This window comes from Mesorhizobium sp. B2-1-8, assembly GCF_006442545.2.
Classification (GTDB): Bacteria; Pseudomonadota; Alphaproteobacteria; order Rhizobiales; family Rhizobiaceae; genus Mesorhizobium.
The window spans coordinates 782,867-806,625 of the sequence record NZ_CP083952.1; the positions used below are offsets into that span (position 1 = coordinate 782,867).

A 23,759-nucleotide genomic window follows, 5' to 3' on the forward strand; every position below is an offset into this window, starting at 1 on the left:
GCACGACCGACGCAAACGGCTTTCGCGAAACCGACTCAGGCCGGACGCCTGCGTGACAGCACCACGACAGATATGAGCGGAGCCGATCGCCGGCCTGTTCAGGCGATCAGCACGCGCGGTTCGAAGCGGCCGTTGACGGGAATATCGAGCAGAAAGGTCATGCCGGCCTGCGGATCGAGCTGGCGCTGTTTGTCGTCCTTGCCTTTCCAGGCCGACGTCACCGCCAGCCGGTCGGCGTTCCGGCCGACAAAGGCCGGGCAGGAGGGCTGCGTCACCGGCATCGCAATTTCGCGCAGCAATGTGCCGTCGGGCGAATAGGCCTTGACCGCCTTGCCGCCCCAGACGGCGTTCCACAGCACGCCGTCGCGGTCGACGACCGAACCATCGACATAACCCTTAGACGAACGGTGATCGACGAATACTTTTGGTTCTCCAGAGGGCAGGCCGCTCGCCGGATCGCAGGCGACGCGCATCAAAAGGCCGGTCGAAGTGTCGGTGTAATAGGCGAGCGCGCCATCCGCGGAGAAACAAATCGAGTTCGACACGGTGATGCCGGAGAACAGCTTGCGCAGTTCGCCCCTGAAGAACCAGTAGATCGCACCGGCGCCCTTCGATTCGCTCTTGCCCATCGTCCCCATCCACAGGGCGCCGCAGGGATGGACACGGGAATCGTTGGAGCGGGTAAGGGGGTTGTCCGCCTCGACAGGCGTATGCAGCGTCATCTGGCCGGTCGCGACGTCGCGGACGAAGAGGCCGGTTTCGGTGGCGATCAGCTGGCGCTTGTCGTCGATGATGGCGATGGCGCTCGCCATCTGGCCAAGCTCGTGGATCTTCAGCGCACCGCCGGCCACGGGCTTTTCCAGGAGCTGTCCGTTGACGATGTCGAACCAGAACAGCGCGTCGGTGGCGGGATCGTAGCTTGGCCCTTCGCCGAGCTCGCAGACATGGTCGGAAAAAACAGAAACCTCGCTCATCATGCGTCTCCGAATGCCGCGTCCCAGGCAGCGACGGCGGCGTGAGCGCGCGCCGCCACGTCGTCGACGCTCATGCCCGGCTTGAACAGGCTGGAGCCAAGCCCGAACACCGTCACGCCTACCGCCTTGTAGCCGGCAAAGTCCTTGTCCGAAACGCCGCCGACCGCGCCGACCAGCGTCTGCGCCGGCAGCACCGCCCGGATCGCCGAAATGCCTGATGCACCCAGCACGCTCGCCGGGAAGAATTTCAGCGCCGAGGCGCCGAGCCGGATCGCCTGGAAGGCCTCGGTGGGGGTGAACACGCCGGGCATGGTCACCATGCCGTATGTCCTGGCGCGGCCCATCACCTCGGCATCGATGTTGGGGCTGACCAGCAGCCGTCCGCCTGCCTCGTGAAGATTGTCGACATCGGCCGCCGTCAGCACCGTGCCGGCGCCGATCAGGGCTGACTTCGGCAGCACTTGGACAATCCTGGCGATCGACGAGAATGGCTGGGGCGAGTTGAGCGGCACCTCGATCGCCTCGATGCCGGCGTCGAACAGCGCCTGACCCATGGCGATCGCCTCGGTGGGCTTCAGGCCGCGCAGGATGGCGACCAGGCCGCGCTTGAGTTTTGGAAAGGGGGCGGTCTGGCTCATGTGGCGGCTCCGGTTCTGGCGATCATGCCGTTCTCGCGCGCGGCCTCGATCAGGCCGGCGCGTACAGCTTCGTCCGCATCGACTGTCCGCACACCGAGTCCGGCAAGGTCGAGCGCTGCCTGGTAAAGCACCGCCAGAGCCCCGGAGGCAATCAGCACCACCGACGTGGCCCCGGCGCCGTGGCGCCGTTTCGCCGAGGCGATCTCGCCGCCGATCAGCAGGCCCGACAGACAAGCGGCCGCGTCATCGGCCTCGAGATCCTGGAGCAGGCCGGCGGCGCGGATGGCAAACAGCCGCGAGGTGATGTCACCACCCTCGCCCAGTGCAATTTCGCACCAGCGGCGGAAGAACGGATTGTCGGCGGCAACCGGGCTCGGATGTTCGCCCAGCGAATGGCGCAGGATCGAGTGCGCCGCAAGCACGGAAAACAGCTCGCCCGTCGGCCAGGTGCCGAAGCCGGCGACGGCGCCGTCCTCGACCAGCACCCATTTCGAATGGGTGCCAGGCATGCAAACCAGCTCGCGGCCCTTGGCCGGCAGGCCGGCGCCGGCAAGCTGCGTCTCCTCGCCGCGCATGACGTCGGGCGCGTCGGCCAGACGCTGGGCAAGGCCGGGAACGATACGGATGTCGCGTTTCTGGCCGGGCACCCGGGCCGCGCCGCCGAGAATGGCGCCGAGCGGCGACGGCACGCTGACATAGGGCGCCTCCAGCCAGCCCTGGCGGGAGCCGGCCATGCCGCAGATGATGACGGGCAATTCCTCCGGCGCGCCCATCGCTGTCAGATGGCCCTCCAGGACGTTGACAAAACCCTTTTCGCGCGCGGTGATGAGGCCATCGTCGCCGCGACGCTCGGCAAGCACCTTGCCGCTTCCGTCGATCAGCCAGGCCCGCAGCCGGGTCGTGCCCCAATCGAGCGCCGCGACCGCCGGAACGTTGCTGGCTGGACTCACAGGAAGCCTCCATCGACGATCAGCATCTGCGCGGTCAGCATGCGCGAGGCATCCGAGGCCAGGAACAGCACCGTGCCGACCATGTCGTCCGGCCGCATGACGTCCCTGATGCACTGCTTGGCGACATGGGCGGCAAGCGCCTCTTCGGTCACCCAGCGCTCCTGCTGCCGTTCGGTGATCACCCAGCCGGGCGCGACAGCGTTGACGCGGATGCGGTCGGGCCCGAGCTTGCCGGCCAGCCCCTTGGTGAGGCCGAGTATGCCGGCCTTGGCGGCGGTATAGGCCGGCATGTCGGGGTGGTTGATCAGGTAGGATGTCGAGGTGAAATTGATGATCGAGCCGCCGCCGGCCCGCTTCATCCCTGGTGCCACCGCCTGCGCGGTGAAGAAATGCGGCCGCAGGTTGATTGCCTGGTTGTTGTCCCAGAATTCGACGGTGACGTCCTCGACGGCGTGGCGTTCGTCCCAGGCGGCATTGTTGACCAGCACCGTGACATCGCCATGCGCCTCGGCCGCCCTTGCCGCAGAGGCGCGCAAGGCCTCGACATCGCGCAGGTCGGTCTTGAGGTAGAGCGGCCGCCGGCCGAATTCTTTCTCGATGCGGTCGGCAAGCGCCGTGCTGGGCTCATCGGCGATGTCGATGAAGGCGACCTTGGCGCCCTGCCGCATGAATCCTTCGGTCAACGCCGCGCCGATGCCGGAGCCGCCGCCGGTGATCAGCACCGAAGCGCCTTCGAGGTCGGCAAAACGCGCCGATGGCATCATGATTTTCGTCTCCCGGGTCAACCGGCGCGCATCCTAGCCAGACATGTCCGGCGGGCAAGGGCGAAAAGACGCTATTTCGGGCTTATGTCGGACAAAAAGGCGATCGCGTCCGCGCGCGACCCGCCAGGCGGCATCGCTGCATGGCGGGCAACGCCGAAATCTGGCGCTCAGATCGCCTTGGCGCGCAAGGCGCCACGGAAGGAATCGCGGAGGTAGCCCAACGTGGCGTCGGCATCGGCCGGCTTGCCGAAGAGATAGCCCTGCCCGCCGGCGCAACCGAACTGGACCAGCCGGTCGGCCTGCGCCTCCTCTTCGATGCCTTCGGCGACCACGTCCATGCCGAGCCCTTCGCACATGGCGAGGATGGCGCGGATGATGTGTTCGGACGGACGGTCGTCGAGAATGGAGGAGACGAAGGCGCGGTCGATCTTGAGCTTGTCGAAATGGAACTCGCGCAGACGGCCGAGCGAGGACTGGCCGGTGCCGAAATCGTCGAGCGAGACGCGGATGCCGACGCGCCGCAGATCCTCGACGATCTGCGCGGCCGAGGCCGGGTCGTTCATCAGGCCGGTTTCGGTGATCTCGACCTCCAGCCGGCGCGGATCGAAGCCGGTGCGGTCGAGGATCGCCAGTATGTGCAGGCCGGTGTTCTGGTCGACGAGTTGCGAGGGCGACAGGTTGAAGGACAGGAACAGGTCCTTCGGCCAGCTCCTGGCGGCTTCGGTCGCCTTGCGCAGCACCAGCTGCGACAGCGGGCCGATGATGCCGCGCTCCTCGGCGATGGGGATGAAGACGGTCGGCGGCACCGCGCCGAGGTCGCGGTCGGTCCAGCGCGCCAGCGTCTCGAAGCCGATGGTGCGGCGCGTGGTGAGATCGACGATCGGCTGGAAATGCGGCTCCACCTCGCCGGCGGAGACGGCGCGGCGCAGCGCCTGCTCGATGCGGGTGACGCGTTTGGCGGCCTCTTCCATCTCACGGGTGTAGACGACGACGCGGCCGCGGCCGGAACGCTTGGCATGGTAAAGCGCCGTTTCGGCCTTGTTGATGAGAATCTCGGTGGTCTCGTCGCCGGAATAGAACAGCGAGCAGCCGACCGAGGCCGAGAGCCTGGCGGTGCGCTCGCCGACATCGTAAGGCGCCGACAGGATCTCGATCAGCATGCGGGATTTTTCCGCCGCCGCCTCCTCCGAGAACACCAGGGGGTAGAGGAAGGCGAATTCGTCGGCGCCGATGCGGCAGACGGTCGAATGGCCGTCCATCGAGGCGCGCAGCCGCATCGCGACCTGGATCAGGATGTCGTCGCCGGCCTTGTGGCCGAACAGGTCGTTGATCGGCTTGAAGCCGTCGAGATCGAGAATGCCGACGGTGAAGGGCGCGGGATCGTCGGCACGATCGCTAATCAGGCGGTCTACCTTGTCGAAGAAGCGGCGATGATTGCCAAGCCCGGTCAACGGATCGGTGAACGCCAGATCCGTGCTTTCCCTGTTTGCCTGACCGGTGCCAAACGGAGTTTGCATCGGTGTCCCTGCTCGTCCCTGCTCTTGTCGTCGGAATTTATTTCGAGACTGGCAGCAAACCCTTTAGGAAACGTATCCCAAAAACGATTTTTGTAGCCGGAGCACGATTCCGAAAACGGGATCCGCCTTTCGCCGTGACCCGTGCCCAGACGCCGGATACCTTCGTGAAGCCGGCTACAAGATACGTCGAGCACCCGGATTTTCAGCCGTTTGACTTGACGCGGTAGAGCTCCAGGGGGCTGCCCCTGGTCTCCGCCACCGGCTCCAGCCATTCCGGCACGCTGCCGCGCATCAGCCCGGCCAGAAAACCGTCCGGCGCCCTGGCCGCGAACAGCCGGCTTTCTGGGTTGCCGCGGCAGAGCGCGACAAGGCCGACATGGTGGCTTTCGACGATGGCTTTCGCGTCGCTGGCCGAGCCCAGCAAGGCATCGAACACGAGCAGGTTTCCGGCGACGTTGCGATGATAGGGCCCGGCGAACACGCGATGACCGGTAAAGGCGAGGACGGGCGAACCAACATTGGAGATGGCAAGCACCGTGGTAGGGGCCATCGCGCCAAGCACGGCGAACGAGGCCTTGCTGTTGCAGGGCGCATCGATGCTGGCGTCCCTGGCGGGTGCGGTGGTTGCGAAGGCGCTCGAGGCGGCCTCGGCGGCACCCGACCAGATCGCATTGACCGAGATCAGCCAGGCTGCGGCCATTCTGAGCACGGAGCCGCTGGAGGGGCGGGCCTCCGCCCGCTGCCGCCATTTGGCGATCCAGGCCGAAAGCGGAATCACCGCGAAGGCGATGGAAAAGGTCGAGCCTCGCACTTCCCAGGCGCTGACCAGGACCGCCACCACCAGCAGTGCGGCGACGAGGCTGTCCTGCCGCCGCCAGTCGCCACGGCTGAAGCGGAGCGCCATCAGGACGATCGCCACCAGGGGCGTCGCAAAACGCGCCACGGCCCTGGCCGGATCGTCGGCGACAAGCTGAACGATCGACTGCGCCTCCTCGATATAGCCGAGCCACATCCGCTGCAGGCGCGGGTCGAGATGGGCATAGGGCGCCGCCAGGCATTGCGGGAATAGGAGCCCAATAACGAGAGCGAGGGCGGCGGCAAGCAGGCCAAGCGACATCAGGCGCCGGGCCGCCGTTGCGTTGGCGGCCTTCCATGAAGCAATGATTGCCAGGCCGGCGCCGGCAAGCCCCGTCACCGCGAACTGGACGACCGAGAACGTGTCGCACTGGGCCTGGCCCCAGGACGACATCGGGACAGTAACGGCGAAGACGACAGCCGAGGCGCCGGCGACGCCGAGGCCGAAATCCCTGGCGATCAGCCTTTCACCGTCACCCTTGCCGAGAAACAGCAGCGCGACGACGGCGCCGAGGGCGCCGGCATAGGGCGCGCTTTCCATGCCGATGGCCAAGGTCAGCGTGGCGCAGATGCCGGCGACAAGGGCAGCCGGCCGATGCGTGGGCGCCTCGAGCAGCAAGGCGAGGCTCGCCAGCGTCAGCATCAGCTGGACATTGTGATGGTCGAGCGCGCCGGGAGAGAAAATGCCGATGTAATACAAGGCAGCCCCGCCGACGACGGCGGCGGGCAGCACGGCGGACGCGCCGGCGAAAGCGCGCGCGGCGCGGATGGTGAAGAAGACCGCCAACCAGAACTGCAGCGCAGGCCAGAGCACTTGCACGATTTGTTCGGCCAAGGCGGTGCTGCCCGTCAGGGCCGAAGCGGCAAGGATGCTCAGCGCCAGCGGCGCATCGAGCAGCCGCGACCAGTGCATGACGAAGCCGCCCTCCAGCCCCATCCTGTACTGGTGCAGGTCGAACCAGCCCTGGCCCGCCAGCAGGTCGCGGACTTCGACCAGTTGCAGCAGGCTGTCATTGTCGCCCGCCGGATTGGCCAGTTGCGGGAATCCCTGCAGGGCCTCGAGCGCCAGCAGCAGCAATGCGGCAAGCAGCGCGAACGCGATATCGGACTTCCAGGTGGAAGTTCCCCTTGCTGTGCCCATCCCGATCGCCCTTGGCGGGAATGCCGGGCCTTTCCAGGCCAATCGACACTCATGAAGTCGGCCTTAAACCTAGCCTTAACGGCTTCAATAAATAGTAAAACCGCCTGAACGCGGCCGGTTTCCGGAGCGCGACCGTATGGTCGACAAGGCATTCGGAGACAAAAATGCCGCAAGACATCAGCCATGAACCCGTCATCGCCGTGCTCCTGCCTTGCTACAATGAGGAGCTGACCATCGCCGAGGTGGTGCGGCGATTCCGCGAGACGCTGCCTGCGGCGACCATCTACGTCTACGACAACAATTCGAAGGATCTGACGGCCCTGCGCGCCCGCGCGGCCGGCGCCATCGTGGTTCGCGAGCCGCGCCAGGGCAAGGGCAATGTGGTGCGGCGCATGTTCGCCGACATCGACGCCGACATCTATCTGATGGCCGACGGCGACGGCACTTATGCGCCCGACGACGCGCCGCAGCTGATCAACACGCTCTTGACCGAGCGTTGCGACATGGTGGTGGGGACTAGGCGCGGCGTCACCGACGATGCCGGCCGCGCCGGGCATGCCTTCGGCAACCGGGTCTTCAACGGCCTCTACAAATGGCTGTTCGGCAACGATTTCACCGACATCTTCTCCGGCTACCGCGTCTTCACCAGGCGTTTCGTCAAGAGCTTTCCCGCCGTCTCCGGCGGCTTCGAGATCGAGACCGAAATGTCGGTGCACGCCTCGCAGCTCAAATTGCCGGTCAGCGAAATCGCGCTCGACTACGGCCGCCGGCCGGAAGGCTCGTCGTCGAAGCTGTCGACCTTCCGCGACGGCGCCAGGATCCTGTGGATGTTCGCCATGCTGATGAAGGAGACGCAACCGCTGCGCTTCTTCGGCGCCTTTTCGCTGTTCTTCCTGGCTTCGAGCCTGTTCCTGATGGCGCCGGTGCTGGTCGAATTCGCCGAAACCGGCCTCGTTCCGCGCATGCCGACATGGGTGCTGTCGGTCGGCCTGCTGCTTCTGTCGATGCTGGCGGCGGTGACCGGACTGATCCTCGATTCGGTCTCGCGTGGGCGCGCCGAACAGAAGCGGATCTTCTATCTCTCCATGCCTTCGGGCCGTGTCCAGCGCCGCACGGGCGACGTGGTGCAGAAGCCGGGCAAGGCCTCGCGCGCGGCCTGAACGATGCAACGCGTCGTCCGCTTTGTCTTCGCAGGCGGCATCGGCTTCGTCTCGGACGCGGCGGCGCTGTGGCTGCTGCTCGCCGTCACGCCGCTCGGGCCCTTCGTCAGCCGCATCCTGTCGATCGGCTTTGCGCTCTGCGTCACCTGGCAGATCAACCGGCATCTGACCTTCTCGCCGTCGAGCAGGGGAATGACAAGGGAAGGCGCCCGCTATGGCGGCGTCGGCGTCGCCACCAGCATCGTCAACTATGCCGTCTATTCGGCCATCCTGTTTGCGGTGCCGGCAATCTCGCCTCTCGTGGCTCTCGCCATCGCTTCGCTGGTGGCCATGGCGCTGTCCTTCCTGGGTTACTCGCGGCTGGTCTTCGACCGTTAGCGGCGTGGCCCGATTGGCAGAAGGCGCCGCGACGCTTATATCGCTGTCAATTCAAAAGTGTTGGAGCGTCCTTGTCCATCCAAGGGGATGCACGTCGCTCCAATTGCGCTGGGAACCTGCCATGAAGCTCAAAATCGCCGTCCAGATGGACCATGTCTCCACCGTGTCGATCGCCGGCGACACCTCGTTCGCGCTGTCGCTGGAAGCGCAGCGGCGCGGTCATCAATTGTTCCACTACACCCCAGACCAGCTGTCGCTGCGCGACGGCAAGGTGTTTGCCCGCGTCGAGGAGATGCAGGTGCGCGACGAGAAGGGCAGCCATTACTCGCTGGGCGAAAAGGTGCGCACCGATCTGTCGGAGATGGACGTCATCCTGCTGCGCCAGGACCCGCCCTTCGACATGAACTACATCACCACGACCCACATCTTGGAGCGTATCCATCCGAAGACGCTGGTCGTCAACGACCCGGCCTGGGTGCGCAACAGCCCGGAAAAGATCTTCGTCACCGAGTTTTCCGACCTGATGCCGGACACGCTGATCACCAAGGATCCGCTCGAGGTCGCCGCCTTCCGCAAGGAATTCGGCGACATCATCGTCAAGCCGCTCTACGGCAATGGCGGCGCCGGCATCTTCCATCTGCTGGAAGGCGACCGCAACCTCGCCTCGCTGCTCGAAATGTTCGGCCAGTTGTTCCGCGAGCCCTATATCGTGCAGCGCTACCTGAAGGATGTGCGCAAGGGCGACAAACGCATCATCCTGATCGACGGCGAGCCGGTTGGCGCCATCAACCGGGTGCCGGCGGAGCACGATTCGCGCTCCAACATGCATGTCGGCGGCCGAGCCGAGAAGACCGAGCTGACCGAACGCGAGCGCGAGATATGCGCCCGCATCGGACCGTCGCTGAGGGAACGCGGCTTCATCCTGGTCGGCATCGACGTGATCGGCGACTACATGACCGAGATCAACGTCACCTCGCCGACCGGCGTGCGCGAAGTGCAACGCTTCGGCGGCGCCGACATCGCCAGTCTTTTCTGGGATTGCGTTGAAGGCAAGCGGCGACTCTAGGCAGCGCCCCGACCTTTGGTTACCGCCTGTTGCCGCGGGCAGCACGACAATGACCCCGCCACGCAGCCGGCTGACCGACCGCGCTATTTCATTTCCGCGCCGCCGTGACCAACGTTCTGATCGCCCAGCGCTTCACGTCACGCGCTTCCGCATCGTCGAGCTGCAAAACATCCTTGCACACCACCATGGCCTCAGGCCCGAGGATGAGCGCAAGCGCCTTCGCAAGCCTGTCGAGGTCCTCCGGGTGGTACCAATCACGTGCCGGCTCGAGCGCCGCCTCGATCAGCGGTGTGCGTCGGTTCTGGCGGGCAGGGAGGTCGCCATCCTCGACGGCTCTGGCCCGGCGCTCGATTGACTGGGCCAGCATTGCACGGAGCGCGGGCTCATTCGCGAGGATCATGTCATGCAGGACCCGGTCGGCGCGCTCAACGCGCGCCACCGGATCAGTCGAGGATTCATGCTCGAACAGTTCTTCCGGCCCGGGCACAGCGATGTCGATGGAGGCTTCCAGGAGCAGCGCGTCGATGCTCGGGAAGTAGCGGTAGGCGGTGGCTCGTGAGACCAGCGCCTCCGCCGCTACATCTTCGAGTGCCGGCTGGCGGCCCTGTTTCATGAGCCGCGTCGCGGCTTCAAGCAGGTCCTTGCGGGTCCGCCGCCGTTGGTTCGGCCGTCCGGCCTTACCCGCTCGGGTCATTGATCAGTCCTGTGGCAGTTGCCGAATGATTGCTGCAAGGTCGAGCCAGACATTTTCCCGCTTGATGTCGCCCTGGCCGTTGAACTCTATGACATGGAGCAGCCGGAACTCCAAAGGACGATTGCGGCCTTCAAGCCCAAAGGGCCGGCCTGACGCGCGGCCCCGCCATAGTGACTCATCCACGAGGAAGCCATCGCCGTAAAGCCTCTTGACGCAATCGACCGAGCTTTCCGCCAGATCGGAAAACGTCGCCTGGTAGAAGGAGCGGGCAGCATCGCGTCCATGTGAGGGTCCGAAGGGCCAGCCGACAACGTCATGCTCGACGTCTTCGGACAGGGTCCGCAGCACGCCTTCGACGTTGTCGCTTGCCTCGAAGCCGAAATGCTCGTCAATCTTCCGATCCATGTCCTTGGGGGTAAGCATCATCTTGGTTCTCATTGTTCGCGGGAATGATGCCGCGGCATCGGCGCGGCGGCGGATTAGCAGTCTTACTTCGTGACGAGCTTGTCGCCGGCCAGACGGGCCTCCGGCGACAGGAAATACATGTGAATGTCGTAGTGCGGAATTTCGTAGCCATGGTGGCCGTTTGGCTCGAACCCGATATCGATGTGATTGATGGGAGGCTGCCGCTTGCCGTCAAACCAAGGCACGAGCTTGTTGTGGGAGACGCCTTCGGCGAAATCCTTCTGTGAAATCATGTACTCCATGCAGGTGATGTGGCCCTCGATCACACAGTAGATGGGTCCGAAGGGCAGATTGGCCGGGTTCGCCCAATGCTCGCCCACGCCGGGCACATAGGGTGAAATCTGCACCACGCCGGCAGGCAGGACCCGGGTTCTCGGCAGTTGACTAAGTTCGGCCTTCAACGATCCGGCAGACGCGCCGCTCGCGGCGCCCATGGCGAGCCCAATTGGCAGCGCCGCTACGAGCAACATTCGAAGGATCGGCCCAGGGGGCGTCCAACGATGATGTTCAGAGGCATCGGAATGAAATGCTCGGGTCGAAAACATGTGGTGTGATCCCTGGGTGAGATTGAACGATGGGCACCTCATAATGAGATTTCTGTCTCATTGCAATAATAATCTTATTAGGAGACGATGGTTTTGACATCCCGGGACACTGGACGCGGGTCGGCCGCGGCAGCTATCGCGCCGATCTCCGGCGAGGGCTGGGGTGTTGGTCTGATCTCACCTGATCGCAGCGTGGCGGACGGACTTCGTTCAGGGCCCGGACAGTTGGTGGCGGGTTCGCACAATGGCTCCCGGCCTCGTGGCGGCCGATGTCCCGCTGATGAATCGCGCCGGGCGGCATGCAGATCGTCGGCCTGCCCGACAGGGCGGTGACTGCGGGCGCGGACAGGCGGCGCTCCAGGCATCGGCGGCGGACCTGCCCAGGGAAGGCAGCCGTTACCACCTGCCGACCGCGCTCGGCCTGGAGCCTACATCTTACTATGCCTTGGCATACTGCTCGGCACTCATGACTTCGATGCAGACGAAGCGCTCGTTGCCTTCCACCCAGGCGTCGTGGCCCGGCGGAATCGTATAGGACGTGCCTTGCCCAAACGTTTTCTGGGTTCCGTCATTCATTTTGATGGTGATGGTTCCCGAGACGACGTAGCCGACATGCGAAACCTGACAACTGTCGGTCTTGACCACCGGCTTCACGCATTCGGACCATTTCCAGCCCGGCTCCATGTTGAGCCGGCCCAACGTATAGCCGGGAAGGCGCACCACTTCGACGCGCGTCTTGTCCGGCGTGCGAACTTCATCCGGGCTGTTGTGAGACTTGGACGCAAATTTGCTGACTTCCACACCGGCCATGTCATCCTCCCTGTACTCGACGCGGAGCCTGACGTTGCGATTGTCGGAACCGCGACGGATTCATATCCCATTTGGAGCCGGCATACAATTATAAGCAGTTGCTAAAATATATACTGACCGTGCCCGCTCCTCTCCTCTGCGGCGCCGGGTCGAATGGCCTGTTTTCATTTTGTCTTAACCATGTTCCGCTTTCTGCAACCGCATACAAGCGCTGTGCAGCCGGGGCGGTTACAGGTTCCGGAGATGTTCCGGGTTTGATCGGGGGGCCAGTGGAACCCTTGCGTGGGGGACAAACCGAGGGCGAGGGGAGGGCTAGCCTTTTCCACGAAATCCGTCCTTTTTGTTCTTGTATTGTTCTTGCCTAAGCCTGAAATCTGTGGTTGTCTTGCGTTGACGTCGCTCGCGGCCTGTTCACAAGGCCCGCGGCGAGCCGGCATCGGGGGCAGAAAATGGTGGCGCGGGTTCGTACGGTCGCTTTCCAGGGCATCGAGGCCGTGCCGGTCGACGTGCAGGTGATGATCGCGCCCGGCAAGGTCAACATGCACATCGTCGGCCTGCCGGACAAGGCGGTGGCCGAGAGCCGCGAACGGGTCCAGGCGGCCCTGCACGCGTCGGGCCTGTCGATGCCATCGAAGAAAGTAACGATCAATTTGGCGCCCGCCGACTTGCCCAAGGAAGGCAGCCATTACGATCTGCCGATCGCACTCGGGCTGATGGCGGCTCTCGGCGCCATTCCGGGCGACATGCTGGCCGGCTATGTCGTGCTCGGCGAACTGTCGCTAGACGGCACCATTACGGCGGTCGCCGGTGCCTTGCCGGCGGCGATCGGCGCCAATGCCGAGGGCAAGGGCCTGATCTGCCCGTTCGCCTGCGGCCCGGAAGCGGCCTGGGCGGGGCGGGAATTCGACATTCTGGCGCCGCGCAGCCTGATTGCCATAGCCAACCATTTCCGCGGCACGCAGGTGCTGTCTCGCCCCGAAGCCGGCATCCATGCCTCGGCCCGCGACCTGCCCGACCTTGCCGACATCAAGGGCCAGGAGACGGCGAAGCGCGCGCTGGAGGTGGCGGCCGCCGGCGGCCACAATCTCCTGATGATCGGTCCGCCCGGTTCCGGCAAATCGATGCTTGCGCAGCGTTTGCCGTCGATCCTGCCGCCGCTGGCGCCGAAGGAATTACTCGAGGTTTCGATGATCGCCTCGGTGGCTGGCGAGCTCGGCGAGGGCAAGCTGACCGACCGGCGGCCGTTCCGCGCTCCGCATCATTCGGCCTCGATGGCGGCAATGGTGGGCGGCGGCATACGCGCGCGGCCGGGCGAGGTGTCGCTCGCACATCACGGCGTGCTGTTCCTCGACGAGTTCCCCGAATTCACGCCGCAGACGCTCGATGCGCTGCGCCAGCCGCTGGAGACCGGCGACTGCATGATCGCCCGAGCCAACCACCGCGTCACCTATCCGGCACGCATCCAGCTGGTGGCGGCGATGAACCCCTGCCGCTGCGGCATGGCCGGCGAGCCGGGCTATCGCTGCCTGCGCGGCGAGCGCTGCCGCACCGACTACCAGGCGCGCATCTCAGGCCCGCTGCTCGACCGCATCGATCTCAGGATCGAAGTGCCGGCGGTCTCGGCCAGCGACCTGATCCGGCCCGACCGGGCGGAGAAGAGCGCCGAAGTTGCACTCCGCGCCGGCCGCGCGTGCACCCTCCAGCGCGAGCGCTTCGAACGGCTCGGCGTCAACAGCGCCACCACCAACGCGCATTGCTCTCCCGCGGTCATCGAGGCGATCGCCGTGCCGGACGCCGCCGGCCTGTCGCTGCTCAAGGACGCTAGCGAAAAACTCGCCTTTTCCGCCCGCGCCTACCATCGCGTGCTGAAAGTAGCACGCACGCTGGCCGATCTCGACGCCAGCGAGACCGTCGGCCGCATCCATTTGGCCGAGGCGATTTCTTATCGGATGAGTGCGGAGCGCGTGGCACAGGCGGCGTAGACGCCACCCTCGAATGCACTCGACGATGTGCGTTTCGCGCCGAAGGGTGCATGCTATGATGGCGCGTGGCTAATCGGGGGCGTGGATGATTTCAGTTTCACCGGCGCGCAGCGCCGAAGATTTCGTGATCATGGCCATGCTCTGCCGCAGGCTTGCGCAATGGGATGTCGACGCGTCCGCACCTCATGGCGTCTCGGAGGAGGATGTAAGGGCGCTCTTCCAGCCTGAAACCAGCGGCCTTCAACTGGCATCGCAATTCGGCGCGCCGAATGCCGTGGCGTTCGTTGCTCGGTCGGGAACCCTGCCGGCGGGTTGCCTCGCCTTCGACCAGTTCGGCGACGACACGGTAGAGCTTCACAAGTTCTTTGTCGACGCATCCTTCCGCGGGCAGGGTATAGGCCGCGCACTAATGGGTGCCGTGCTGGCGGAAATCGAGAAGGGTCCAGCTCGCACGGTGCTAATCCATACGAGTTTTTACATGAAAAGTGCCGTTGCTGTGTATGAGGCGTTCGGCTTCAACCCCTGCGCGCCTTTTCGCGAAACCCCGGCGCATGTCAGGCATACTGACGTATTCCTGTCGCGCGCGATCAAAGGCGTGTGAGGGCTTTCAGGCTGATTCCTGCCTATCGCGCGCCTTCAGCTCCAGCCGCCGCTTATGCAGCACCGGCTCGGTGTAGCCATTTGGCTGGCTCGTCCCCTCGAACACCAGGTCGCAGGCGGCCTGGAAGGCGATCGAGCTGTCGAAATCCGGCGCCATCGGCCGGTAGAGAGGATCGCCGACATTCTGCAGATCGACGATTGCGGCCATGCGCTGCAGTGAATCCCTGACCTGGATCTCCGAGCAGACCTTGTGGCGCAGCCAGTTGGCGATGTGCTGCGAGGAGATGCGCAGCGTGGCGCGGTCTTCCATCAGGCCGACATCATTGATGTCAGGAACCTTGGAGCAGCCGACGCCCTGGTCGATCCAGCGCACGACATAGCCCAGAATGCCTTGCGCGTTGTTGTCGAGTTCGCGCTGGATCTCGTCGGGCGTCCAGTTAGGCCGCACGGCCACCGGCACCGACAGGATGTCGTCGAGCCTGGCCTTCGGCCGGCTCTTCAGCGCCGCCTGCACGGCGTGCACGTCGACCTTGTGATAGTGCGTGGCGTGCAGCGTCGCCGCCGTCGGCGACGGTACCCAGGCGGTGTTGGCGCCGGCCTTGGGGTGCGCGATCTTCTCGACCAGCATGGCCGCCATCAAATCCGGCATTGCCCACATGCCCTTGCCGATCTGGGCATGGCCGGCGAGCCCGCATTCGAGACCGGTGTCGACATTCCAGGCTTCGTAGGCGGAAATCCAGGCGGCCTGCTTCATGTCGCCCTTGCGGATCATCGGGCCGGCTTCCATCGAGGTGTGGATCTCGTCGCCGGTGCGGTCGAGGAAGCCGGTGTTGATGAACACCACGCGCTCGCGTGCCGCGCGGATCGCCTCCTTGAGGTTGATCGTGGTGCGCCGCTCCTCGTCCATGATGCCCATCTTGATGGTGTTCCGGGCCATGCCGAGCAAAGCTTCGACTCGGTCGAAGATGTCGACCGCGAAGGCGACCTCCTCCGGCCCGTGCATCTTCGGCTTCACCACATACATAGAGCCGGCGCGGGAGTTCATCCGCCGCCCCTTCGGCCCGACATCGTGCAGCGCGATCAGCGCCGTTATCGCGGCGTCCATGATGCCTTCCGGCACCTCGCTGCCGTCGCGGTCCAGGATCGCCGGATTGGTCATGAGGTGGCCGACATTCCTGACCAGCATCAATGAGCGGCCAGGCACGGTCAGCGTGCCGCCGGCAGGCGCGGTATAGACGCGATCGGGGTTGAGCTTGCGGACGAAACTCTTGCCGCCCTTGCTGATCTCTTCGGCCAAATCGCCCTTCATCAGGCCGAGCCAGTTGCGGTAGACGACGACCTTATCCTCAGCGTCCACCGCCGCGACCGAATCCTCGCAGTCCTGGATGGTGGTCAGCGCCGATTCCAGGATGACGTCGGCAATGCCTGCCGGATCGGTGCGGCCGATCTGGTTGGCGCGGTCGATCAGGATCTCGACATGCAGCCCGTTTTTCACCAGGAGCACGGCTTGCGGATTAGGGGCGTCGCCGCGATAGCCGACGAATTGCCTGGGGTCGGCCAGCGTCGTCGAGCCGGCGCCTTCGCCGACCTTCAGCGCGCCGTTCGCGACGGACAACCCGTTGACGCCGGCCCATTTGCCCGTGGTCAACGGCACCGACTGGTCGAGAAAGTCCTTGGCCCAGGCGATGACCTTGGCGCCGCGCGCCGGGTTGAACCCCTTGCCCTTCTGCGCGCCGTCCGTTTCGGGAATGGCGTCGGTGCCGTAGAGCGCGTCGTAGAGCGAGCCCCAGCGCGCATTGGCGGCGTTGAGCGCATAGCGCGCGTTCATCACCGGCACGACGAGCTGCGGCCCGGCGACGACGGCGATTTCCGGATCGACATTGTCGGTCGAGACGCTGAAGGCCGGTCCTTCGGGAACGAGATAGCCGATCTCCTTCAGGAACGCCTTGTAGGCCTCCATGTCGATGGGCGCGCCATTGTCGCGATACCAGCCGTCGAGCTTTGCCTGCATGGCGTCGCGTTTTGCCAGCAGCGCCCGGTTCTTGGGCGCGAGATCATGGACGACGGCCGAAAACCCATCCCAGAAGTGCGTCGCTTCGATGCCGGTGCCGGGTAGCGCTTCGTCGACGACGAAGTCATGCAGCTCGCGGGCAATGCGCAATCCGGCGATCTCGATGCGATCGGTCATCAGGGCTTCTCCAGATGAAAGGCTTTGCGGGGCGTTTGGCATGTCAGGGGTGCAGGGTCAATTCGGCTTAGGGTGAAGGTGGGGCATTTTGGGCGGTTAGCCAATCTCCCCCCTCGTGGGGGAGATGCCCGGCAGGGCAGAGGGGGGCGCGAAGGATCGCCGACGCTGCCCATCTTGCCGTGGAAATGTCATCCCCACCAAAAAGTTGGAGCAAAGGGAGAACGGAGATGCTGGCGGGACAGCGCCCCCCTCTGGCCTGCCGGCCATCTCCCCCACGAGGGGGGAGATCGCTCTTCTTCCTCAAACCGCGATCCTCGGCCTGCCCGAGGCAACCGCCACGACATGCGCTTCGATGAACATGCGCTGCGCTTCGACGGTCGAGACACGAAACTCGGTCGCAACGTCGATCTCGGCGCTGTCGGTGCCGGCATCAAGGGCACGCTGGGCGACGATGGCGCGCACGTCGGCCTCGGCGGCCGCGATCGCCGCCGCCTCGTCGAGGAAATCGCGCACCGTCTCACCCGAGGCAAGCCGGAACAGGCCTTCCTTGGGCTGACTGACGCGGGCCTCGGCGGACACCCTGACCTGGCCGACGACGGCGCCGAGCGCGTTGGCGACATCGGTATCCCGGGGCACCAAGCACTCATTGCCGACCAAGGGCGCCAGGCCGGCATAGTGCAGGGGGGCCGACGCGCCGAGCCCGATGACCGGCCGGTCGAGCGCGACGCTGAGGCGGGCGATGCCGGGGTGGGCGTCGACGGCGCGCTGGACCAGCGCGTGCGCCACGGTCGCCGCGCCATCGAGCCCGTCCTCGGCAAAGGCGGTTTCCAGGATGTATTCGGCCGACCAGCGCGTCAGCGTCACCAGCACGCGTTCCGAAATCACCTCCGGTGATGCGGCGATAGGCTGGCCACGACCATCGCGCCTGCGGGCGAACAGTTCTGCGCCGAGGCGGGCGGCGGCGGCATCCCAGTTCGCCTGCTTGCCGAGCACATGCGCGGCGTCCGACGGGGTGAAGCCTGAGATATGCACCAGCCCTCGCGAGACCAGCCGGTTCAGCGTGGCGTTCTGGGCGTTCGAGGTCAGCAGCCTGTCGAGGGCGAGCGGCGTCGCGCCGATCGCCTCATAGAGCTTTGTCTCGGGGGCGGTCAGCCCCGCGGCGAGCCGGTCCGGCACGCCGGTGCGGACCGCGAAGCGGCCATCCATGCGGCCGGTGTTGGGGGCGCGCAACTGGCGTTCGAGTTCCGCGGTCACCGCCTCGCCATGCGCCATGCCGGCCAGCGCCAGCGGCACCAGGCGGCGCGGCCCGAGCAGGATTTTCGGGTTGAGCGCGCCATCCTCCAGCGTCACCTCGGAATCGCCGCCGAGGCCGAACGTGCGCATGGCGACCGCCTCGACCATGGTACGGAAGCCGCCGACCGTGGCGCCTTCCGGATCGAGCCGCGGCCGGCCGCCATCGAGCACGGCGACGTCGGTGGTGGTGCCGCCAATGTCGGACACCACCGCATTGTCGAGCCCGGTCATGTGGCGGGCGCCGACCAGGCTGGCGGCGGGACCCGAGAGGATCGTCTCGATCGGCCGCTGGCGGGCAAACGCCGCCGAAACCAGCGCGCCATCGCCGCGCACCACCATCAAGGGAGCGGCGATGTTGCGCGCTGTGAGAAACCCCTCGGTCGCCGCCACCAGCCGGTCGATCATCGAGATCAGCCTGGCATTGAGCAGCGTGGTGAGCGCCCGGCGCGGGCCGCCGAGCTTGGCCGACAGCTCATGGCTCGATGTGACCGGCAGACCGGTCCTGTCGCGGATCAGTTCGCGGGCGGCGATCTCATGCGCGGGATTGCGGGTGGCGAAATAGGCGCAGACGGCAAAGCCGGACACCGAAACGCCGAGTTCCGGCAGCATCGCCTCCAGTCCGGACAGGTCGAGCTTTGCCGCATTGCCGTGCACATCATGACCGCCCGGACAAAACACCACCGGGTCGGTGCCGAGCGCCGTCTTCAGCCCATCGCGGGCAAGATCGGCCTCGGAGAAGCCGATCATGACCAGCGCCACCCGGCCGCCCTGGCCCTCGACCAGCGCGTTGGTGGCAAGCGTCGTCGACATCGAGACCAGCTTGATGTCGGCCGGATTGGTGCCAGCCTTTTCCAGCACCGCATCGACGGCGCCCGAAATGCCGACGGCCAGATCATGCCGCGTGGTCAGCGCCTTGGCCTTGGCCAGCACCTTGCCCTTGTTCGGCCCCTCTTGTGGGCCCTCGGTCTCGGACCACAGCACGGCATCGGTGTAGGTGCCGCCGGTGTCGATGCCGAGGAAGAGAGGGGCGGGCTTGGATTTGGCGGTCATTTTGGGGCGAAAGTCCGGGCAAATGGTTTGGTTGCCTGCCCTTAGCCGATACGGGCTTGCGGATAAAGTCGGGAGAGATGGGCCAAGGGACGCGGCACTGGCGCGGTGGAGAATTTATTGAAAGGTTTGGCGTGAGGCGCCCCCCTCTGTCCTGCCGGACATCTCCCCCTCAAGGGGGGAGATTGGCAGTTTCAGTGCCGGCGCTGCCCCAGCAACGTTGGCGATAGGCGAAACCCGGCGTGGCATCTGATCTCCCCACCTGAGGGGGAGATGCCCGGCAGGGCAGAGGGGGGCGCCTCGCGCCAACCTCCGCAGCTACCCCACAAACCCAACCTTCTTATGGCTGCCGTCGCAGAACGGCTTGTTCGCTGAATGGCCGCAGCGGCACAGGAAGACCTTCGTGGTGCGGTCGACCGTGTGGCCGGTGCCGGTGACGATCTCGACATTGCCTTCGAGTTTGAGCGGGCCGTTCGCGGTCGGCGTCGCCTTCAGCGGGCCATTACGGGTCTCCAGCGCTGGCGTATCCTTCAGCGCCGGTTCGCCGGTGGCGGCAAAGCCGGCCTTGATATGGCTGTTGTCGCAGAACGGCTTGTTCTGCGAGGCGCCGCAGCGGCAGAGCGTGGCGCGGAAAAACGTCTCGTCGCCAAGCACGATCTCGGCATGCACCGCCAGCGGGCCGTTTTCGCGCAGCCGCACGGTGTTGACCGCAGGCGGCTTTTCCTGCGGGCCGCCATCCTTGCGGACATAGGTGATGGCGCCCGAGGGGCAGTTCTCGGCCAGCGCGACGATCTTTTCGACGCTGGCCGCCTCGGGATGGATCCATTGGCCCGGCGCGTTGGGCACGAAGACATGCGGGTCGCCAAGCACGCAATTGCGCGAGTGGATGCAGCGTTTGCCGGAAAATCCGACGTCGATCTTGTCGCTTTCGACCATGCCGGCCATTGGCGTGCTCCCTGTTTGCCTGGACCACGCCGCCTGAATGACGCGGCGTGCCTTAGGTGTTTGGGTAGGCTATGGCTCCCAGCAGGAAAACCGTCAAGCTGGCAAACCGGTCAGGGGACCAGCTCGATCTCCTCGGTCTCGCCGCCGCTGCAGGTGTAGCAGCAATCCTCGCATTTTTCCTTGTTGCCGGGGCCGACGCCCCAATAGGTGCCCTCATCGCCATCGACCCAAGCGCCGTAGCAGATCGATTCGCCTTCATTGCAGGAAATCGGCAGCTGCTTGGTCTCGCCGTCGTCGAGATAGAAATCCTTGCCATTGCCCGGCCAGACATAGTCGCGGTCCTGGCTGTAGAGCTCGAGGCGCATGGCGTTTGGATGGCTGTTCTTGACGGCGAAGGTGACGTCGCCGGCATGGGCCGACGGCACCAGCAACATGGCGAGAGAAAGCGCGGCCAGCGAGCGGCGCGCATAGGCGCAGAACATGGTAACCCCCTGAATAAGCGGCCCATCTGGCCGCGCCGCAACCATCGCATGCCGTGCTGAATCGCGGAAGTGGGGCTGGTGACTGGATCCCTGACTTAATTTGGGTCCGACGCGCTTATGGCCCACCTTGTCTTACGGCACCAGGTCGATCGTCTCGGTCGTGTGCTCCACGCAGATGAAACAGCAGGTATCGCAGGGCTGGTCGTTGTCTGGCCCGACGCCAGCGGAAATCTTGTCATTGCCGTCGACCCAGGCGCCATAGCAGATGCGTTCGCCCTGATTGCAGGAGATCGGCACCGATTTCTGTGAGCCCGGATCGACGAGGAACACCTTGTCGCTGCCCGGCCAGACGGTCTCGCGGTCGCGGCTGAACAGCTCGACCGCGACCGCCTCCTTGCGCAGGTTCTTGACGAAAAACGCCATGTCGGCGGCCTCCGCCGAATTGGTCAGGACCAGTGCCGCCAGCGCAACCATGCGAAACAGCGTCACCGCCGACCTCCCTCGAATCATCGCGGGCAGACTGGCACGCTCGCCGGCAACTAGGAAGACAGCGGGCGCTGCGCAGTGATCTCGCGCCCAAGCCTCACGACTTCACGCACCAGCAGATCGAGATCGTCGCGTCGGGTGCGATGGTTGGTGATCGCCACGCGCAGCCAGTGTTCGCCATGCACGGTGGTGTCGGAGAGTGCGGCGATGCCTTGCTCCTGCAGCCGCAGCATGATCTCGGTGTTGAGCGCCTTCAGCGCTTCGCCCGCCAAACCGGGCTGGTAGCGGAAGCAGACGATGTTGATGGTCGGCGCCGCCGCCAGCTCCAGCGAAGGCTCGGCCTCGATCAGCCCGGCCAGATAGGACGCCTGCGCGATGTTCTGGTCGATCAGGCGGCCGAATTTTTCGACGCCATGTTCCTTCAGCGCCATCCACACTTTCAGCGCGCGAAAGCCGCGCGACGTCTGCAGGCCGTAATCGTGCAGCCATTCGCCGGAAGCGAGGCCGCGCGGCGTCGACTCCAGATATTCCGGCGTCACCGCGAAGCTCCGGCGGTGCGCTGCGGCATCCCTGACCAGCGCGCAGCCGACCTCGAAGGGTGCATGCAGCCATTTGTGCGGATCGAGCGCGATCGAATCGGCCCATTCGATGCCGGCAACGCGGTGGGCGTTTTGCGGCGCGATGGCGATCAGCGCGCCGATGCAGCCGTCGACATGGAACCAGAGGCCTTCCTCGTGCGCCAGCTTGGCAAGCGCCTTGAGGTCGTCGATCGCTCCGGTGTTGACGGTGCCGGCGGTGCCGATGATGCATGCCGGCTTGAACCCGGCTGCCCGGTCCTCTGCGATCGCCGCGCGCAGGGCCGATATGTCGATGCGCAGTCCGGCATCCGTCGGGATGCGGCGCAGCGCCCGGTTGCCGAGGCCAAGCGCTTCCATCGCCTTGCGGTGGCAGGAATGGATCTGGTCCGAGCCGTAGAATCGCAGCGGTTTTTCGATCGCGGCGACGCCGTGCTCGCGCACATCGATGCCGGCCTTGACGTTGCGCGCCACCGTCAGCCCGATGATGTTGGCCATCGAGCCGCCGCTGACCAGCGTGCCGGAGGCGGAGGCCGGAAAGCCCAGCATCTCCTTGCACCAGTTCACCACTTGCCCGTCCATCAGCCCGGCGGCGTGGTTGCCGCCGCCGAGGTTGGAGCCCTGGATCGCCGCGAGGAAATCGCCGAGCGCGCCGGTGAAGTTGCTCGACCCCATGTACCAGGACCAGAAGCGCGGATGGATGTTGCCCATTGGATAGGACATCACCGTGCGGGAGACCTCGCCGTAGACATCGGCCAGCGGCGCCGGCGCACGCGGCAGGGGTGCCGCGAAAAACGCTCGCACGTCCACGGGCATTTCCCGCCATACCGGGCGGTCGCGCACGTCGCGCAAATAATCGACGGCATCGTCGACGACCCGGCGCGACAGGGCCTGGACATCAGCCCAGTCGGCGGGGTCAAGCGCTTCTTCGGTTGCGACGCCGAGGGTTTCCTGCGCGATGTCCATGACTGCCTCCGTCAAGCCGCCGGGAATTGGCAGCCAGGCGTCGAGCGCGACAGCGCCAGCTCGTCGGCGTCCATCTCGGCCTCGATGCCGTCGAACAGCGGCGTCGACATATAGCGCTCGCCAGTGTCGGGCAGCATGCACAGGATTACCGATCCCGCGGGCGCCTTCTCCGCGATCTGGCGCGCCACGGCGAAGGTCGCGCCGCCGGAAATGCCGGTGAAGATGCCTTCCTTCTGGGCCAGCGCCCTGGCCCATTTGATACCGTCTGACCCGGCGATCGGGATCACCTCGTCGTAAAGGCTGGCATCGATCGCCTCCTGCAGGACGTTGGGGATGAAATCCGGCGTCCAACCCTGGATCGGGTGCGGCTCGAAGGCCGGATGGCTGGCCGCAGGGGCGCCATCGGCCCCGCGCTGCTGCGCCTTGCCGCTGCCGATCAGTTGCGCATTGGCCGGCTCGGAGAGCACGATGCGGGTGTCGGGCCGTTCACGGCGCAAGACGCGCGCAACGCCGACGACAGTGCCGCCGGTGCCATAGCCGGTGACGAAGCAGTCGAGCCGCGAGCCGGCGAAATCATTGATGATTTCGCGCGCGGTCGTCGCCTCGTGGATGGCGGCATTGGCGGCCGTCTCGAACTGGCGGGCAAGGAACCAGCCATTGGCCTCGGCCAGCTCGACCGCCTTCTTGTACATGCCGAAACCCTTTTCGGCGCGTGGCGTCAGCACCACCTTGGCGCCGAGCATGCGCATCAGCTTGCGGCGCTCGACCGAAAAGCTGTCGGCCATGGTGACGACCAGCGGATAGTTCTTTTGCGCGCAGACCATGGCGAGGCCGATCCCGGTGTTGCCGCTGGTCGCCTCGACCACGGTCTGGCCCGGCTTCAGCGCGCCGCTGCGCTCGCCCTCCTCGATGATGTTGAGCGCCAGCCGGTCCTTCACCGAGGCGCCCGGATTGAAGAACTCGGCCTTGACGTAGATGGTCGCATGGGCCGGTGCGAGATTGTTGATGCGCACCGCCGGCGTGTCGCCGACCGTGTCCAGAATGCTGTCGAACAGGTGGCCGCGCCCGGCGGTGGTCCTGATTCTTTGTTTGTTCAACATCGTTGATCTCCTCCATCGTGTTCATCTTCACAGGCCGGTTACAAACCGCCGGCCTGGGCGGCGAGGTTTCGAGACCTTGTCGCGCTAGGGCTGACATGCCGGCGATGCGGCATTGACCGCGGCCGGCGCGAAATTCGC

At 65.5% G+C, this 23,759-nt stretch carries 22 protein-coding genes; 5 read left to right on the forward strand and 17 right to left on the reverse strand.

Annotated elements, in window-relative coordinates; translation table 11 throughout:
- Positions 1-98: 98 nt before the first annotated feature.
- The 6 genes from FJ970_RS03690 to FJ970_RS03715 all read right to left on the reverse strand — a co-directional run bounded on the left by FJ970_RS03690 (position 99) and on the right by FJ970_RS03715 (position 6,839).
- Entirely contained in the window at positions 99-974 is an 876-nt protein-coding gene (locus tag FJ970_RS03690) for an SMP-30/gluconolactonase/LRE family protein (RefSeq protein WP_140760337.1), read from the reverse strand.
- Positions 974-1,612 (reverse strand): 2-dehydro-3-deoxy-6-phosphogalactonate aldolase, encoded by a 639-nt coding sequence (locus FJ970_RS03695; RefSeq protein ID WP_140760335.1) that lies wholly within the window; start codon positions 1,610-1,612, stop codon positions 974-976. Before FJ970_RS03695 ends, FJ970_RS03690 begins: the two co-directional genes overlap by 1 nt.
- Positions 1,609-2,562: a 2-dehydro-3-deoxygalactonokinase gene (locus FJ970_RS03700; protein WP_140760332.1), complete on the reverse strand. Its 954-nt coding sequence runs from the start codon at positions 2,560-2,562 to the stop codon at positions 1,609-1,611. Before FJ970_RS03700 ends, FJ970_RS03695 begins: the two co-directional genes overlap by 4 nt.
- On the reverse strand, positions 2,559-3,326 hold the full coding sequence (locus FJ970_RS03705; RefSeq protein ID WP_140760330.1) for an SDR family NAD(P)-dependent oxidoreductase: 768 nt from the start codon (positions 3,324-3,326) through the stop codon (positions 2,559-2,561). Before FJ970_RS03705 ends, FJ970_RS03700 begins: the two co-directional genes overlap by 4 nt.
- Before the next feature lie 167 nt (positions 3,327-3,493).
- Complete coding sequence (locus FJ970_RS03710; protein WP_140760328.1) at positions 3,494-4,843, reverse strand: putative bifunctional diguanylate cyclase/phosphodiesterase; 1,350 nt, start codon at positions 4,841-4,843, stop codon at positions 3,494-3,496.
- A gap of 202 nt (positions 4,844-5,045) precedes the next feature.
- Positions 5,046-6,839 (reverse strand): GtrA family protein, encoded by a 1,794-nt coding sequence (locus FJ970_RS03715; RefSeq protein WP_140760326.1) that lies wholly within the window; start codon positions 6,837-6,839, stop codon positions 5,046-5,048.
- 164 nt (positions 6,840-7,003) lie between these two features.
- On the opposite strand from FJ970_RS03715, the gene FJ970_RS03720 reads away from it, so the two are divergent.
- The 3 genes from FJ970_RS03720 (at position 7,004) to gshB (ending at position 9,443) form a co-directional block, all read left to right on the forward strand.
- The gene (locus tag FJ970_RS03720) at positions 7,004-7,999 is read left to right on the forward strand and encodes a glycosyltransferase (RefSeq protein ID WP_140760324.1); all 996 of its coding nucleotides are present in this window, start codon (positions 7,004-7,006) and stop codon (positions 7,997-7,999) included.
- A gap of 3 nt (positions 8,000-8,002) precedes the next feature.
- Positions 8,003-8,377 carry a GtrA family protein gene (locus tag FJ970_RS03725; protein WP_140760322.1) on the forward strand — a complete coding sequence of 125 codons (375 nt, stop codon included), beginning with the start codon at positions 8,003-8,005 and terminating at the stop codon, positions 8,375-8,377.
- Between the two features lie 121 nt (positions 8,378-8,498).
- Positions 8,499-9,443, forward strand: a complete 945-nt coding sequence (gene gshB / locus FJ970_RS03730; RefSeq protein ID WP_140760319.1) for a glutathione synthase — start codon at positions 8,499-8,501, stop codon at positions 9,441-9,443.
- An 88-nt stretch (positions 9,444-9,531) separates the two neighbouring features.
- Here the strand turns inward: gshB and FJ970_RS03735 are convergent, their stop codons facing one another.
- The 4 genes from FJ970_RS03735 to FJ970_RS03750 form a co-directional block, all read right to left on the reverse strand.
- Positions 9,532-10,056: a TetR/AcrR family transcriptional regulator gene (locus FJ970_RS03735; protein WP_246682487.1), complete on the reverse strand. Its 525-nt coding sequence runs from the start codon at positions 10,054-10,056 to the stop codon at positions 9,532-9,534.
- Positions 10,057-10,140: 84 nt separating this feature from the next.
- Positions 10,141-10,563 carry an ester cyclase gene (locus tag FJ970_RS03740; protein ID WP_140760315.1) on the reverse strand — a complete coding sequence of 141 codons (423 nt, stop codon included), beginning with the start codon at positions 10,561-10,563 and terminating at the stop codon, positions 10,141-10,143.
- Between the two features lie 62 nt (positions 10,564-10,625).
- Positions 10,626-11,036: a hypothetical protein gene (locus FJ970_RS03745; RefSeq protein WP_210243053.1), complete on the reverse strand. Its 411-nt coding sequence runs from the start codon at positions 11,034-11,036 to the stop codon at positions 10,626-10,628.
- 549 nt (positions 11,037-11,585) lie between these two features.
- Complete coding sequence (locus tag FJ970_RS03750; RefSeq protein WP_140760313.1) at positions 11,586-11,957, reverse strand: cupin domain-containing protein; 372 nt, start codon at positions 11,955-11,957, stop codon at positions 11,586-11,588.
- A gap of 449 nt (positions 11,958-12,406) precedes the next feature.
- On the opposite strand from FJ970_RS03750, the gene FJ970_RS03755 reads away from it, so the two are divergent.
- Positions 12,407-13,939, forward strand: coding sequence for a YifB family Mg chelatase-like AAA ATPase (locus tag FJ970_RS03755; protein WP_140760311.1), 1,533 nt, complete (start codon positions 12,407-12,409; stop codon positions 13,937-13,939).
- Between the two features lie 130 nt (positions 13,940-14,069).
- Positions 14,070-14,540: a GNAT family N-acetyltransferase gene (locus FJ970_RS03760; RefSeq protein ID WP_227792149.1), complete on the forward strand. Its 471-nt coding sequence runs from the start codon at positions 14,070-14,072 to the stop codon at positions 14,538-14,540.
- 6 nt (positions 14,541-14,546) lie between these two features.
- Here FJ970_RS03760 and FJ970_RS03765 read toward each other — a convergent pair whose 3' ends face one another.
- From FJ970_RS03765 to FJ970_RS03795, 7 genes are all read right to left on the reverse strand, one after another.
- Positions 14,547-16,727 carry a malate synthase G gene (locus FJ970_RS03765; RefSeq protein WP_140760309.1) on the reverse strand — a complete coding sequence of 727 codons (2,181 nt, stop codon included), beginning with the start codon at positions 16,725-16,727 and terminating at the stop codon, positions 14,547-14,549.
- A gap of 300 nt (positions 16,728-17,027) precedes the next feature.
- On the reverse strand, positions 17,028-19,070 hold the full coding sequence (locus FJ970_RS03770) for a hydantoinase/oxoprolinase family protein (RefSeq protein ID WP_140760306.1): 2,043 nt from the start codon (positions 19,068-19,070) through the stop codon (positions 17,028-17,030).
- 315 nt (positions 19,071-19,385) lie between these two features.
- The gene (locus tag FJ970_RS03775; protein WP_140760302.1) at positions 19,386-20,012 is read right to left on the reverse strand and encodes a CDGSH iron-sulfur domain-containing protein; all 627 of its coding nucleotides are present in this window, start codon (positions 20,010-20,012) and stop codon (positions 19,386-19,388) included.
- Between the two features lie 110 nt (positions 20,013-20,122).
- Positions 20,123-20,494 (reverse strand): hypothetical protein, encoded by a 372-nt coding sequence (locus tag FJ970_RS03780; RefSeq protein ID WP_140760300.1) that lies wholly within the window; start codon positions 20,492-20,494, stop codon positions 20,123-20,125.
- A gap of 132 nt (positions 20,495-20,626) precedes the next feature.
- Positions 20,627-20,983 carry a hypothetical protein gene (locus tag FJ970_RS03785; RefSeq protein ID WP_140760298.1) on the reverse strand — a complete coding sequence of 119 codons (357 nt, stop codon included), beginning with the start codon at positions 20,981-20,983 and terminating at the stop codon, positions 20,627-20,629.
- Positions 20,984-21,033: 50 nt separating this feature from the next.
- Positions 21,034-22,521, reverse strand: a complete 1,488-nt coding sequence (locus FJ970_RS03790; RefSeq protein WP_140760296.1) for a pyridoxal phosphate-dependent decarboxylase family protein — start codon at positions 22,519-22,521, stop codon at positions 21,034-21,036.
- A gap of 11 nt (positions 22,522-22,532) precedes the next feature.
- The gene (locus FJ970_RS03795; RefSeq protein ID WP_140760294.1) at positions 22,533-23,621 is read right to left on the reverse strand and encodes a PLP-dependent cysteine synthase family protein; all 1,089 of its coding nucleotides are present in this window, start codon (positions 23,619-23,621) and stop codon (positions 22,533-22,535) included.
- Positions 23,622-23,759 lie beyond the last annotated feature (138 nt).